Source organism: Lentzea alba (genome assembly GCF_011067745.1).
Taxonomy (GTDB): Bacteria; Actinomycetota; Actinomycetes; order Mycobacteriales; family Pseudonocardiaceae; genus Lentzea; species Lentzea alba.
Genome location: NZ_JAAMPJ010000002.1, coordinates 631679 through 645987 on the forward strand (window position 1 = coordinate 631679; position 14309 = coordinate 645987).

Consider the following 14309-nt stretch of genomic DNA (forward strand, 5'->3'; position numbering starts at 1 on the left):
GATGCACACTTGTCCGGTGTTCGACTGGGAAGCCGCTTGGCACGCCGCCCTGTACGGCCCTGATGGCTTCTTCGCCCGCGGTGAGAAGCCTTCTTCGCACTTCCGGACCTCGCCACTGGTGGGGCCGGAGCTGGCCGAGGCGTTGCTGGAGCTGTTGTCGCGGGTGGACGCCGCGCTGGGATTTCCCCCGGTCGTGGACTTCGTGGACGTCGGCGCCGGCGGTGGTGAGCTGGCCTTCGCGGTGCGTTCGCTGGCCACCGGGTCGCTGGCCTCCCGGTTGCGGGTGACCGCTGTCGAGCTCGGGCCTCCAGTCTCACTGCCTGGGGTTCGGTGGACGACCTCGGTGCCGTCTTGCGTCGGGTTGCTGGTCGGGCACGAGTGGCTCGACTCGATCCCTTGCCCGGTGGTGACCGGGCCTTCTTCTGACCCGTGGATCACCCGGTGGTGGCCTTCTTTGGCGGACGGCGCCCAGGCCGAGGTGGGGGCTCCTCGGGATGCGGCCTGGGCGGCGGCGGTCTCGTCGGTGCGCGGAGCGGCTCTTGCGATCGACTACGGGCACCTGGTGTCGTCGCGGCGGTTCACCCTCACCGGGTATCGCGCCGGGCGTCAGGTGCCGCCGGTGTTCGACGGGTCTTGTGACATCACCGCGCACGTGGCTTTCGACGCGTGTGCCGCGGCTGCCGGCGGGGACTGGGTGCTGGTGTCGCAGCGGGATGCGCTCGCCGCTTTGGGTGTGGCGGGAGACGTTTCCGGGTCCGGTTGGGACTGGCTGGAGTCTGCCGCTCGGGCCGGCCGGGTCGCCGAACTTCGGGATCCGTCCGGGCTGGGGTCGTTCGGCTGGTTGCTGCACGGGAACGGGGTGGAGGTCTCGGAGTTGCTGCCCGTGCTGCCGCCCTGGCGTCCGAATCCCGCCAGCTTTTCGGGGGTCTGACGACGATCGTTGCCGGTATGCGAATCCACAACGTGTCGCCTGCCGAGGCCTTCTCCGACGCCGGCCGGGAGTACCGCGCTTCTGAGCCCGGTGCACCTGTGCGGTGCTGCCTGCGGAAGTCGCTGCCGGACGAGCCGGTCTGGCTGATGCGCTACTCGCCGTCGAACGGCAAGGGCCCTTACTCCGAGGTCGGCCCGATCTTCGTGCACGTGGACTGCCCGGACGAGCCTTCGTTGGATCGTCTCCCTGTCGAATTGTTGAACAATCCCCGGATCCTACGTTCCTACAACGCCGCAGGTCAGATCCACGACGGCGAGGTGGTGGAGCCCGGATCGTTCGATCGTGCAATCGAAGAATCGTTCAACAACCCCACAATCGAGTCACTCCAGGTCCGCAGCCTGTCGCACGGTTGCTTCTACTTCGGCATCACGAGGGCCTGAGCCTCGTCCGGGGACGCGTGAAACCATGCTCCGGTGAGCGAGCAGATCACCGTCGGCGTAGGCGCAGGCGCCCAGTACCTGGGCGTGGACCGCGTGATCGACCTGGGCCCACTGCACCCGTCGGCCCACGGCGCCTACCGCCTGCGCCTCACCGTCACCCCGGACCTGACGATCACCGCAGCCGAGCCCCTCGTAGGCCACCTGCACCGCGGCGCCGAGAAGCTGTTCGAGGTCCGCGACTACCGCCAGGTCCTCACGCTCGCCAACCGCCACGACTGGCTTTCCGCGTTCTGCAACGAACTCGCCGTGGCCCTGGCCGTCGAACGCATGACGGGCATGGACGTCCCGGCCCGCGCACAGTGGCTGCGGGCACTGCTGTGTGAGCTCAACCGACTAATGGCACACATGGTCTTCCTGACCCCGTTGTGCCCCAACGCCGCCGTGTACCGCGAGGGCGTGCAGGCGTTGATGGAGGAGGCCTCGGGCGGCCGCATCCACTTCATGTTCAACCGGATCGGCGGCCTGCGCGAGGACGTCCCAGCCGGCTGGACCGGGCGGGTCGCCGACTTCCTGTCCACTGTGGACTCTGTACGGTTCGAGATCGACTTCGCGAAGCTCGAAGGCCTCGGCGTGCTGGGGTACGACGACGCGTTGCAGTACGGCGTCACCGGACCGATCGGGCGCGCCAGCGGCGTGGACTTCGACCTGCGACGCGACGACCCGTTGCCCGCCTACAAGCAGCTCGACATCACACCGGTGCTGAGGACCGAGGGCGATGCCGCAGCGCGCGTGCGGTGCCTTCTGGGTGAGGTGGAGCTGTCCAAGGCGTTGGCGCGCCAATGCTTGGAGCAGTTGCCGTCAGGGCCGGTGAACGTCCGGCTGCCCAAGGCGATCAAGGCTCCCGAGGGCTCGGTCTACACGCGCGTCGAGGCGCCACTCGGCACCTCGGGCGTGCACCTGTCGTCGCGCGGCGAGAAAACTCCGTGGCGGTTGAAGCTGCGAACGCCGTCGTTCAACAACGTCCAGGCGCTCTCCGCACTGTTGCCGGGCACGAAGGTGGACGACCTGCCGACCGTGCTGAGCTCGTTCGCCGTGATCGTCGGCGACATCGACAAGTAACCACCCCTGCTCGGCCTGCCGCACGCGGAGCCCCATCGTGCGCTCCAAACGAACGAAAGCTCCCCGCGTGCACTCACCGAGAGCGCGCCCGGCGGGGACGGCGCGTCGCCCGCCGAGACACGCCAGCAACTCGCTGACAAAGCCGCTTCCACTGCCACGGCGCGTCACGCCCCGACACGCCGCCACCGAAACGCACGCAGGGAGCTTCCGTTCACTCAGACCGCACGAAAGCGCCCCGCGTGCCACCAACGCGCAGGCGCGGAGCCAGTCGTCGCGGCAACGAAGCACACCACCCCACCGAGACACGCAAGCAACTCGCTGACGGAGCCGCTTCCACTGCCACAGCGCGTCACACCCCGACACACCGCCACCGAAACGCACGCGGGGAGCTTCCGTTCGCTCAGACCGCACGAAAGGACCCCGCGTGCCATCAACGCGCAGGCGCGGAGCCAGTCGTCGCGGCAGCGACGGCGACGTGCATCACCCCCGCCGAGAGACGCCAGCAGCTCGCTGACGGAGCCGCTTCCGCTGCCACGGCGCGTCGCACCCCGACACGCCGCCACCGAAACGCACGCGGGGAGCTTTCGTTCGCTCTGACCGCACGAAAGGGCCCCGCGTGCCATCAGCGGGGAGGCGCCGGGCTAGTCGTCTCGGCGGCGACGGCGGCGAGGTGCGTCGCCTCCGCCCAGGGATGCCAGGAGCTCGCTCACGGACTTGCCGTCCGCGTGCGCGCCCGCCGGGTCTTCCGGGGCCGCGCGGCGGCCGGTCGAGACCGCGGGCAGGCGGGTGGACGAGTCCTCGGCCACGCGACGGCCGGCTACTGGCGGTTCGTCCGCGGCGGAACGGCGGCCGGTGGACACCGCCGGCAGGCGAGCCGACGACTGCTCGGCGGCGCGGCGGCCCGAAGGCGGCAGCGACACCAGTGAGTCTTCCGGCGCGTCGTCGGCACGCCGGCGGCCGCGGGAGCCGGAGGAGCTGGGAGTGTCCGTGCTGCCGGGCTTCAACGTCTCCCACGAACCGCTGTCCTGGACCGGAGCGGCCGGAGCGGCCGGGGTGGCCGGACGGTCGTCGGCGCGTCGGCGGCCGCTGCTCGGCTTCGCGCGCGACTCCAGTGCGGCCGGGTTGATCATCTCGGTGCGCTCGGCGACGCGGGGGCGTGCCTCGGGCTTGCGGGTCTCCACGGCCTTGGCCACGGCGGCGGGTGCCTTGGGGGGCTCTGCCGGACGCGCCGGCGCCTCGGTGCGGTTCGGCTGCGGGCGCGGCACTCGCTCGGTCCGTTGGACCTGCGCTTGCACGGGCTGCGGCTGCACCGGCGGGGCCTTGACCGTCGGCGGCTGGGCGGGCGGGGCGGGGACGCCGAGACGGGCGGCCACTCCACCTGCTGGCCTGGGCTGGGGGCGGGCCGGTTCCTGCTTCGGGGTCTTCACGGGGTCGCGGCGCACCACGGCCGGCTGCGGGCGCGGCGAGTTCCTGGTCGGCTCCGGGCGCGCGGGCTCGGGCCTGGCCGGCTCACGGCGCGGCGGCTGCACCTTGGCGTCGTGCGCGACGCGCTCGATCAGTTCGGTGCGCTCGGACGGCTTCTCCATCGACGACATCGAGGACGTCACCGACGCGGTGATCGCGGGTTTGGCGTTGATGATGCGGTTCTCGGGCAGCGAGGACAGCCGGGACGCCTCGGAGGCCAGCGAGCGCAGGCGGGTGGACTCCGCGCGCAGCGCCACGCGTTCGACCAGGACGTCGCCGCCCAGCAACGCCTGGAGGTTGTCGCGCAGGGCGTGCAGATCGGCGCGCAGGGCCTCGATGTCCGCGCGCGACTCCTCCTCGATGCGCTTGCGCGTCTCGGACTCGATCTCGAGCTCGTACTCGCGGCGAGCGGCCACCTCGCGTTCGAGCTCCAGTTCGTAGACGGACTGGAGGTCGGCCACCTCGTCGTCGCGCTCAGTGACCTGTCTGCGGTATCTGGCGGCGAGGAAGGCACCGACCAGGGCCGCCCACAACGCGGCCACCACGGCCAGGCGCAGCATGCGGGCGCTGTCGCTCGCAACGAGCACTGCCGCGGCTATGAGAGCGAGGACCAGTGCCGCTACTAACAGCAACCGCCCGGAGCCACGACCGTGATCTTCCTGCTCGTCGTCGATCGACGCGCGTCGCCCGGTCATGCGCACTACGGTACCGCGTAGTTATGCGACCGAGACCTACGGCCGGGTATCTAATCGGTCCCGGAATTCTCTTTGGGCGTTTTGCAGCAGTGCTCCAGCCACAGCGCCGCAGCCGTCAGAACAGCGGCCGAAACCATCCCGACCACGGCCGCGAACAGGTCGTTCCCGGCAGCGGGGAACGAGTCGCGCACCGGGATCGTGTAGATCAGCAACCCGGCCCAGGCACCGAACATCAGCGCGCCCAGCACCGAGGAAGCCTTCGCCAACGCCACCGCGCGGGCCGCGGTGAGCGGCTGCACCGGCCGCGCTCCCGGACGGCGCTGGATCCTGGCCCGCAACGAGAACGCGAGCACGGCCTCCACGAGCGCGATCACCAAGAGCGTCGACCCTGCCAGCTGAGGCAACGGCGGCAACGAGTCGTACGCGAGTCGCAGCAGCAGATGAGCCAGGAGCCCGCCGACGATCGCGACGGCCGCCAGATCGCGGGGGCTGGTGAACTTCACGAGTCCATCCAACCCGAATTCAGCACGAGATCGTCGCGCCGCCGCACGCCTTCCGACGAGAACGGCAGTGCGGCAACGGGTCCGTGGCCAGCGAGCACCGCGTCCGGTTCGACGTCGAGCCACGGGATGAGGACCGTCGCGCGCTCAAACGCCCCAGGATGCGGCAGAAGCAGCTCCGGGTGGTCCGAGGTCACTCCGTCCACCGAAACCACGTCCACGTCCAACGTGCGCGGTCCCCAGCGCTGCTCGCGCACGCGCCCGGCGGCGTTCTCCAACGCCTGACCGCGCCGCAGCCAGCCCCACTCGTCGACGTCGTCCGCGTTCACGATCACGATGGCGTTCAAGAAGTCCGGCTGGTCCTCCACGCCCCACGCCGCCGTTTCGTACACGGGCGACACCGCGACGACCAACGGCCGCAAGCCGTCCACGACGGACTGCAGGAAGGCGAACCGGTCGCCGAGGTTCGAGCCGATCGACAGGACCGCGCGGGTCACCGGGCTTCCTTGGGCAGTGGTGCGGCGAGCCTGCGCGACCGGCGGATCGTGACCGACACGTCGTCGAACGTCAGCGGGATCGGCGCGGACGGCTTGTGCACCGTCACCTCGACCGCGTGCAGCCGCGTGTCCGTCATGGCCGCGTCGGCGATGCGCCCGGCGACCGTCTCGATGAGATCGCACGGTTCGCCGCCGATGATCGCGGCGGCCATCTCGGCGAGCTCGCCGTAGTGGTAGGTCTCCTTGAGATCGTCCGTCCTGGACGCCGAGCTGAGGTCCAGCCACAGCGTGACGTCGACGACGAACTCCTGGCCGTCCCGCTTCTCGTGCTCGAAGACGCCGTGGTTGCCGCGCACCCGCAGGCCCGTCAACGCGATCCGATCAGCCATGTCCCCGCCTCCACGCACCGGCGACGGCGACCGCGTCCAAAGTCCGGTCGACGTCGTGCACCCGCACTCCCCACGCTCCGTTGAACGCGGCCAGAGCAGACACCGCGGCGGTCGCGTCTTCCCTGCCGTCCGGTGGACGGTTGTCCAGCAACGTGCCGAGGAAGCGTTTGCGCGACGCTCCCACCAGCACCGGGAAGCCCAGCTCGACCAGTTCGTCCAGGCGCTGCAGCAGTTCCCAGTTGTGGTCGCCGAGCTTGGCGAAACCCAGTCCGGGGTCGAGCACGATCGACGACTCGGCGACACCGGCCGCCATCGCCGTCTCGACGCGCTCCAGCAGCTCGCTGCGCACGTCCGACACCACGTCGTCGTACTGCGCGAGAGAGTCCATCTCGGTGCTGTGGCCACGCCAGTGCATCAACACGTAAGGCACACCGGCAGCGGCAACGACACCAGCCATCTCGGGGTCGGCGAGACCACCGGACACGTCGTTCACGATCGACGCGCCCGCCTCCAGCGCGGCCGAAGCGACGGCAGCACGCATGGTGTCCACGCTGACCGGCACACCTGCGGCGACCAACGAGCGGATCACCGGCACGATCCGCGCGATCTCCTCGGCCGGTTCGACCCGCTCGGCACCGGGACGCGTGGACTCGCCGCCCACGTCGATCAGGTCGGCACCGCGCTCGTGCATCCGCACGCCGTGCGCGACGGCGTCCTGCCGGTCCAGGTACCGGCCGCCGTCGGAGAACGAATCGGGCGTCACGTTCAGCACGCCCATCACGACGCACCGGCCCGGCTTCGGCAGACCACTCACCGCAGCCGGCCCCTGATCAGCTCGATCGCCTCCGCCCTCGACGAGGCGGACGTGCGCAGCAGCCCGCGCACCGCGGAGGTCGTCGTGCGCGAACCGGGCTTGCGCACGCCGCGCATGCCCATGCAGAGGTGCTCGGCCTCGACGACGACGATCACGCCGCGCGGTTCGAGCCTGCGCACCAGCGCGTCCGCGACCTGCGAGGTGAGTCGTTCCTGCACCTGCGGCCGCTTCGAGTAGAGGTCGACGAGCCGGGCGAGCTTCGACAGGCCCGTCACCCGGCCTGCCTCGTTCGGGATGTACCCGACGTGCGCGACGCCGTGGAACGGCAGCAGGTGGTGCTCGCAGAAGCTGAACATCGGGATGTCCGTGACGAGGACGAGCTCTTCGTGGCTCTCGTCGAACGTCTTGGCCAGCACGCTGTCCGCGTCCGTGTAGAGACCGGCGAACAACTCCCGGTAAGCCCGCGCCACCCGTGCGGGTGTCTCGCGCAGGCCCTCGCGCTCCGGATCCTCACCGCACGCGATCAACAGCTCGCGCACCGCTGCCTCCGCGCGCGACTGGTCGAAGACCCGCCGCGCGGAGACGCCGGCCTCCCCGTTTCGGGTGAGGCCGGCGTCCACGTCGAGCTGGTTGGGCTCGGTCACTGCCGCTCGTCCTGGTCTGGCTGCGGCTTCTTCGGCTCCCAGACGTTGTGCGGCTTGCCGCCGGGCACGGTCGCCGGGGTCCATCCGGGAGGGGCGCCGTAGTTCGGCGGACCCGACTGGCCGGACGGCTGACCGGGCTGGTGCACGCCGTTCGACCCGTTGGGCGACGGCTGCTCCTCGGTCGGCTCCGCGGCAGTGGGTTCCTCCTGCTGCAGCTCCTCCTCGAGGGTGTCCTCGACCACCGGCGGCCACGGCTCGCCGCGTTCCTTGGCGAGCTCACCGGGCGTCTTGATCGGCGGGATGTCGGACGGCGTGCGGTCACCGAAGTCGTTGAACTGGGTGATCCGCGGCCGCTTCTCGACCCGCGCGAAGATCCGCTCCAGTTCCTTCTGGTGCAGGGTCTCCTTCTCGATCAGTTCGAGGGTGAGGTCGTCGAGGACGTCGCGGTAGGTGACGAGCACCTCGTACGCCTCGGTGTGCGCCGCCTCGATGAGCTTGCGCACCTCCTCGTCGATCTCGTGCGCGACCTCCAGCGAGTAGTCCGCCTGGCGACCGGCCGAGCGACCGAGGAACGGCTCGCCCTGCTCCTGCCCGTACTTGACCGCACCGAGCTTCGCGCTCATGCCGTACTCGGTGACCATCGCGCGGGCGATCTTGGTCGCCTGCTCGATGTCGTTGGACGCGCCGGTCGTGGGCTCGTGGAAGACGAGCTCCTCGGCCGAGCGGCCACCCAGTGCGAACACCAGTCGCGCGATCATCTCGGACCTGGTCATCAGGTCCTTGTCCTCTTCCGGCACCGAGAGGGTGTGACCACCCGTGCGGCCGCGGGCGAGGATCGTGACCTTGTAGACCGGGTCGATGTCCGGCATGGCCCACGCGGCCAGGGCGTGCCCGGCCTCGTGGTACGCGGTGATCTTCTTCTCCTTCTCGGAGATGATCCGGCTCTTGCGGGCCGGACCGCCGATCACGCGGTCCACCGACTCCTCGAGCGCGCCGGCCGTGATGACGTGGCCGTTCTGCCGCGCCGTGAGCAGCGCGGCCTCGTTGATGACGTTCGCGAGGTCGGCGCCGGAGAACCCGACGGTGCGCTTCGCGAGGCCGTCGAGGTCCGCGTCCGCGGCCAGCGGCTTGCCCTTCGAGTGCACCCGGAGGATCTGCTTGCGGCCCTTCAGGTCCGGTGCGGACACCGGGATCTGACGGTCGAAGCGGCCGGGACGCAGCAGGGCCGGGTCGAGGATGTCCGGCCGGTTCGTCGCCGCGATCAGGATGATCCCGCCGCGCGAGTCGAAGCCGTCCATCTCGACGAGCAGCTGGTTCAGCGTCTGCTCGCGCTCGTCGTGACCGCCGCCGAGACCGGCGCCGCGGTGACGACCGACCGCGTCGATCTCGTCGACGAAGATGATGCACGGCGCGTTCTGCTTGGCCTGTTCGAACAGGTCGCGCACACGCGAGGCACCGACACCGACGAACATCTCGACGAAGTCCGAACCGGAGATCGAGTAGAACGGCACGCCCGCCTCACCGGCGACGGCTCGGGCGAGAAGCGTCTTACCAGTTCCCGGCGGGCCGTACAGCAGCACGCCCTTCGGGATCTTGGCGCCGAGCGCCTGGTAGCGGCCGGGGTTCTGGAGGAAGTCCTTGATCTCCTCGAGCTCCTCGACGGCTTCCTCGGCACCGGCGACGTCGGCGAACGTCGTCTTGGGCATGTCCTTGGACAGCTGCTTGGCCTTGGACTTGCCGAAGTTCAGAACGCGGTTACCGCCGCCCTGAGCGTTGTTCATCATCCACATGAGCAGCAGCAACAGCAGGCCGAGCGGCACGAGGTAGATCAAGATCTGCATCAGGATGGACTCCTGGCTGACCTTGGTCTCGACGGTCGGCTTGTTGCCGGCCTGGTCGAGGACGTTGAAGATCTCGTCCGTCGCACTGGCCGGGTACTGCGTGATCAGGCGGTTGCTGCCCTCGAAGGTCGTGCCGTCGGTGAGGGTGAGTCGGAGACGCTGCTCCTTGTCCTCGATCGTGGCTTCCTTGACCTTGCCGTCCCGCACCTGTTGCAGTGCCTGGGAGGTCTTGACCTGGTGATAACCCCGTGAGTCGTCAAAGAGCACGGTGAAGACGAAGTAGAGCAGCAACACCGCAGCGATCCACAGCAGCGGGTTGCGAAGCAGGCGCTTGCGGTCCATGCACTTACGGCCGGCGGGCGGCCTCGACCCTCCCTGACTTGCGCGTCGGGCAGTGGAAGACCCACATACCGCGTCCGACCAGCCTACCGCCCGCTGGTCGGGTACTGAGCAACCAACGGTCGGGGGCGGTTCCGGGTTCCCGGCGGTGACCCCCGCCACGCATGTTCACGCAGTTCGGTTCATCCGGAACAAATACGGCCGTCCAGACGAGTGACGCAGGTCACGCCATCTCATTACGTTTGGGGGTCACATGTCATCCTCATGCATCCCCCGAGTGTTCCCCCGCCACTCGAAAGAGTGAACACGTGACCGAAGGTATGTAACTGTATGTCAGCACGTCACACGTCCCCCGGCTTGGTCCGGCGGGTGGCCCTCCCCGTGGGCGCCCTGCTGGGCGTGATCGCGGCGGCGGGCGTCACAGTCGTCGCACTGCGTGTCACCAGCGGCGCAGACTGCTCCAGCTCACTGCCGTTGAAGGTCGCCGTCACTCCCGCCGCGCTCGACGTGGTGAACGCGGCGGCCCAGGACTACCAGCGGTCACAACCGGTCGTGAACAACCGGTGCGTGCAGATCCAGGTCGAGTCGCGCAACGCGGCCGACGTGGCCAACGAGCTCCCCACCGCGCAGATCAACCCCCACTCCCTCTGGATCCCCGACTCCTCGATGTGGGCCGCCGAGGCCCAGCGCCAGGCCGCGGAGACCGGTCCGGAAGCCCCGAAGCTGGACATCAAGCCCTCACTGGCGTCCAGCCCCCTGGTCATGGCGGGCTCCGAGTCCGCGATGTCCAAGATCGGCTTCCCGGTCTCCCCCGTCTCCTGGTCCAAGGTCCTCGACCCGAAGGTCCAGGTCGCGATGAGCGACCCGACGATGACCTCGGAGGGTCTCGCCTCGCTGTTCGTCATCCGCACTTTGCTGGGCAACGCGGACGGCACCCCGAAGCCCGAACTGGTCGGCACCCTGCTGCGCGTGGGCCGCAGCGCCGTGCCGTCGGTCCGCGACTCGTACGGCAAGGTCACCACGGACGCGGAGAAGGCACCGCTGTTCGCCGCGACCGAGCAGTCCGTCGTCGCCAACAACCGCTCGGCGAAGGACAACGCCGTCCTGGGCGCCCCGCCCAAGGAAGGCACGCTCTCGTTCGACTACCCGCTGGTCCGGGTCTCCCGCCCGAACGAGCCGGAGGGCATCGGCGAGGCCTCCGCCGAGTTCGAGAGGGTCCTGCGCTCGGCAGAGACCGTCAAGCGCTTCGGCGAGGCGGGCTTCCGCACCGCGCAGGGCGCCGCGCCCGCCAAGTGGTCGACCGACGTCGAAGGCGTGCAGGCCGGCGACGTGAAGCTGATCGAGACCCCGAACGCCGACCAGGTCTCCGAACTGCTGCGCACGTGGGGCGCCATCAGCCTCGACATGCGCATGCTGACCGTCATCGACGTCTCCGGCTCGATGATCGAGAAGAGCGGCAACGGCAAGACCCGGATCGAGGCCGCCACCCAGGCGTCCATGACCGCGTTGTCGATGCTGCCGGACACCACGCAGATCGGTCTGTGGGCGTTCTCCACCGAGAAGAAGCCGCCGAACGACTGGATCGAGCTCGTCGCGATAGGGCCTCTCGGCGAGCCGCTGGCGGGCGTGACGCGCCGCAAGCGTCTCGAAGCCGGCGCCTCGCAGCTGCCGGGGCTCGTGGGTGGTGGCACGGCGTTGAACGACACGACGCTGGCGGCCTTCCGCCACGTCCTGGCGGGCTACGACCCGTCGAAGGTCAACTCCGTGGTGCTCATGACCGACGGCCGCAACGACGACACCGGTTCGTCGATCGACACCGCGACGTTGATCGAGACCCTGAAGCGGGAGGCCGACCCGGCCAAGCCGGTGCCGATCATCATGGTCGGGCTCGGGGACGAGGTCGACATGGACGCTCTGCGGGCCATCTCCTCCGCGACCGGCGGCAAGGCCTACCAGGCGCCGAACCCGGAGGACATCCGCGCCGTGCTGCTGGACGCCGTCTCCCAGCGCCGCTGCCGTCCGAACTGCTGATCAAAACCATGGGGGGCACATTCATGGACCTGACGTCCATGAATGTGCCCCCCATGGTTTTCAGCTCGAGTAGACCCTCGGGTCCAGCGTGCCGATGTAGGGCAGGTCGCGGTAGCGCTCGGCGTAGTCGAGGCCGTAACCGACGACGAACTCGTTGGGAATGTCGAAACCGACGTACTTCACCGGCACCTCGACCTTCACCGCGTCGGGCTTGCGCAGCAGCGTGCACACCTCCAACGACCGCGGCTTGCGCGACTGCAGGTTCTTCAGCAGCCACGACAGGGTCAGCCCCGAGTCGATGATGTCCTCGACGATCACCACGTTGCGGTCGGCGATGTCGCGGTCCAGGTCCTTCAGGATCCGCACCACGCCCGACGAGGACGTGGAGGAGCCGTAGGACGAAACGGCCATGAACTCGAGCTGCACCGGAACGGGCAGCGCGCGGGCAAGATCGGCCATGAACATCACAGCGCCCTTGAGCACGGTGATCAGCACGAGGTCCGAGTCACCTTCTGGGTGATCATCCGCGACCTGCTTGGCGAGTTCGGTGACCTTGTCGCTGATCTCCTGCTCGGTGATGAGCACGGATGCGATGTCGCCGTCGTACACGGACAGGTCCCCTCTGCTTAAGACTGTGGTTCCACCGCGAGCCTGCCATGCGCGCGCCGCACGACAAAGCCGCCAGGTAGCCAGACACCGCCCTGACCGCGCCATTCACTCACCAGTGCGTCAACACGTCGCAGGTGCGAATCGGACAGTTCCGGCACGCCCTCGTCGATGAGCCACGCTCTGAGCACTCTGCGTCGCAATGCGACGGGCAACTCGCTGATGTCGTCCACGGCACAGCAGTCGCCCGCGAACGCGGCGGCCAGCGAGTCGAGTGCGTCACAGTCCTCCCGCAGCTGGGCGGCCGTGCGTGCCAACGACGACGAGACGCCGCCCTGCAGCACGTCCTCCAGCAACGGCAAAACCTCGGTGCGCAACCGCACGCGCGTGAACGACGGGTCGGAGTTGTGCGGGTCCTCCCACACCTCGATGCCCTGCTCCGCGCAAAAGGCACGGGTCGAAGCCCGCGACACGCCGAGCAACGGGCGTCCCCACGGCGGGTCGTAGGAACGCATACCGGCGATCGAGCGCGGGCCGGAGCCGCGGCCCAGGCCGAGCAGCACGGTCTCCGCCTGGTCGTCCAGGGTGTGGCCGAGCAGCACCACACCGGAAACAGGCCTCAGAGCCGCGTACCGGGCTCGGCGGGCCGCTGCCTCGGGCCCGCCACCCCCGGACACCGAAACGGTCTCCACACGCGACACCAGACCGAACTCCGCGCACTGCCGGGCCGCGCGCAGGGCCACGTCGGCCGAACCGGGCTGGAGCTGATGATCGACGATCACGGCACCGGCGCCGGGCATCAGCCGGCCGACGCAGCAGGCCAGTGCCAGGGAGTCCGCGCCGCCGGAGACGGCCACGGTCACCGCGTCCGGGCACACCGAGTCCAGGAACCCGCGGACCGCGGTCCTGATCTCGGCGACCGGGCCGTTCACGGTGCCACGCGGCGCAGCCAGGTCATCGGTTCGGTGATCTCGGCGCGCGTCGGCAGGGTGTCGGCGGACGTCCAGATCGCGTTGAAGCCGTCCATGCCGACCCGTTCCACGACGTACTCGGTGAACGCCGCGCCCTCTTCGTACTGGCGCACCTTCGCGTCCACACCGAACGCGGTGCGCAGGATCCGGTCGAGCAGGCCACCGCCCTTGCGGCGGGCGCTGAAGCGGGTGCGGATCGTCGACACGGACGGCACGACGGTGGGACCGACGGCGTCCATCACGTGGTCGGCGTGACCTTCGAGCAAAGTGGACAGTGCGATCAGCCGGTCCAGCACGGCTTTCTGCTGCGGCGACTGGATGAGCTCGATCAGTCCGATCGGGCCGTCGCCGGCGCGCAGCTTGTGCCGGAAGTCGCGGATGACCTCCGGCAGCGGCGCCCGTTCCTCGTCCATTGAGGACAGAAGTGCGGTGACCTGGTCGGAGAAGTACTGGCGCAGCCACGGCACACCGGTGAACTGCAGGCGGTGCGTGCACTCGTGCAGGCACACCCACATCCGGAAGTCGTCCGCGGGAACGTCCAGAGCCTGTTGCGCGCCAACGATGTTCGGCGCGACCAGCAGCAGTCGTCCGGCGAGCTGGTCGTTCGGGCTGAACGGGTCGTACTGGCCGAGCACCCGTGACGACAGGAACGCCATCACCACACCGGCCTGCACCCCGGCGGTGCTCGCGAGGATGCTCGCCATCGCGCCGGACTGGCGCGGCATCGCGGGCGCGGTCAGCGCGGCGAGACCCTGCGAGGCGGCGGCGACCCACGCGGGACGGTCGACGACCTCGCCCGGCAGCAGCGGCAAGCCCTGGCCGAGGCCGGTCAGCTCGCGGACGTGCACCTCCGACTGCGGCGCGAGCTCGCGAAGCCTGCCCACGACGTGGTCGGCCTCGTCCTTCCCGATCACCGGACCTGGTCGCACGAGCCGCACGGCGGTCGACACCGCCAGCTCCCAGTCGATCGGGCCGAGCTCTGCCTCCGAAACGCCGTTCACGCTTCCGACGCTACCTGCGCACGCCCC

The 14309-nt window shown here is 69.5% G+C and carries 14 protein-coding genes; 4 read left to right on the forward strand and 10 right to left on the reverse strand.

Annotation, left to right across the window (positions count from 1 at the left end; translation table 11 throughout):
* Positions 1–16: 16 nt before the first annotated feature.
* The 3 genes from G7043_RS11400 to G7043_RS11410 are packed head-to-tail and all read left to right on the forward strand — an operon-like array spanning position 17 to position 2490.
* Entirely contained in the window at positions 17–931 is a 915-nt protein-coding gene (locus G7043_RS11400; RefSeq protein WP_313887807.1) for an SAM-dependent methyltransferase, read from the forward strand.
* A gap of 17 nt (positions 932–948) precedes the next feature.
* The gene (locus tag G7043_RS11405; RefSeq protein WP_166045519.1) at positions 949–1371 is read left to right on the forward strand and encodes a DUF1203 domain-containing protein; all 423 of its coding nucleotides are present in this window, start codon (positions 949–951) and stop codon (positions 1369–1371) included.
* Positions 1372–1404: 33 nt separating this feature from the next.
* On the forward strand, positions 1405–2490 hold the full coding sequence (locus G7043_RS11410; protein WP_166045520.1) for an NADH-quinone oxidoreductase subunit D: 1086 nt from the start codon (positions 1405–1407) through the stop codon (positions 2488–2490).
* A 641-nt stretch (positions 2491–3131) separates the two neighbouring features.
* Here G7043_RS11410 and G7043_RS11415 read toward each other — a convergent pair.
* From G7043_RS11415 to ftsH, 7 genes are read right to left on the reverse strand one after another with little or no spacing between them, the layout of a single operon-like run.
* Positions 3132–4649 carry a DUF6779 domain-containing protein gene (locus G7043_RS11415; protein ID WP_166045521.1) on the reverse strand — a complete coding sequence of 506 codons (1518 nt, stop codon included), beginning with the start codon at positions 4647–4649 and terminating at the stop codon, positions 3132–3134.
* A gap of 50 nt (positions 4650–4699) precedes the next feature.
* Positions 4700–5152, reverse strand: coding sequence for a DUF3180 domain-containing protein (locus G7043_RS11420; protein WP_166045522.1), 453 nt, complete (start codon positions 5150–5152; stop codon positions 4700–4702).
* On the reverse strand, positions 5149–5646 hold the full coding sequence (folK, locus tag G7043_RS11425; RefSeq protein WP_166045523.1) for a 2-amino-4-hydroxy-6-hydroxymethyldihydropteridine diphosphokinase: 498 nt from the start codon (positions 5644–5646) through the stop codon (positions 5149–5151). Before folK ends, G7043_RS11420 begins: the two co-directional genes overlap by 4 nt.
* Entirely contained in the window at positions 5643–6035 is a 393-nt protein-coding gene (folB, locus tag G7043_RS11430) for a dihydroneopterin aldolase (protein WP_166045524.1), read from the reverse strand. Before folB ends, folK begins: the two co-directional genes overlap by 4 nt.
* Positions 6028–6813, reverse strand: a complete 786-nt coding sequence (gene folP, locus G7043_RS11435) for a dihydropteroate synthase (RefSeq protein ID WP_166045751.1) — start codon at positions 6811–6813, stop codon at positions 6028–6030. Before folP ends, folB begins: the two co-directional genes overlap by 8 nt.
* 32 nt (positions 6814–6845) lie before the next feature.
* Positions 6846–7493 carry a GTP cyclohydrolase I FolE gene (folE, locus tag G7043_RS11440; protein ID WP_390827109.1) on the reverse strand — a complete coding sequence of 216 codons (648 nt, stop codon included), beginning with the start codon at positions 7491–7493 and terminating at the stop codon, positions 6846–6848.
* Entirely contained in the window at positions 7490–9676 is a 2187-nt protein-coding gene (gene ftsH, locus G7043_RS11445) for an ATP-dependent zinc metalloprotease FtsH (protein WP_166045525.1), read from the reverse strand. The genes folE and ftsH overlap by 4 nt, the downstream gene beginning before the upstream one ends.
* A gap of 366 nt (positions 9677–10042) precedes the next feature.
* Here ftsH and G7043_RS11450 point away from each other — a divergent pair, with 366 nt between their 5' ends.
* Positions 10043–11704 (forward strand): substrate-binding domain-containing protein, encoded by a 1662-nt coding sequence (locus G7043_RS11450; protein ID WP_313887808.1) that lies wholly within the window; start codon positions 10043–10045, stop codon positions 11702–11704.
* A 60-nt stretch (positions 11705–11764) separates the two neighbouring features.
* Here G7043_RS11450 and hpt read toward each other — a convergent pair whose 3' ends face one another.
* The 3 genes from hpt to G7043_RS11465 are packed head-to-tail and all read right to left on the reverse strand — an operon-like array spanning position 11765 to position 14282.
* Entirely contained in the window at positions 11765–12313 is a 549-nt protein-coding gene (gene hpt / locus G7043_RS11455; RefSeq protein WP_166045527.1) for a hypoxanthine phosphoribosyltransferase, read from the reverse strand.
* A 17-nt stretch (positions 12314–12330) separates the two neighbouring features.
* Complete coding sequence (gene tilS / locus G7043_RS11460) at positions 12331–13242, reverse strand: tRNA lysidine(34) synthetase TilS (RefSeq protein WP_166045528.1); 912 nt, start codon at positions 13240–13242, stop codon at positions 12331–12333.
* Positions 13239–14282, reverse strand: a complete 1044-nt coding sequence (locus tag G7043_RS11465; RefSeq protein WP_166045529.1) for a zinc-dependent metalloprotease — start codon at positions 14280–14282, stop codon at positions 13239–13241. The genes tilS and G7043_RS11465 overlap by 4 nt, the downstream gene beginning before the upstream one ends.
* Positions 14283–14309: the final 27 nt, after the last annotated feature.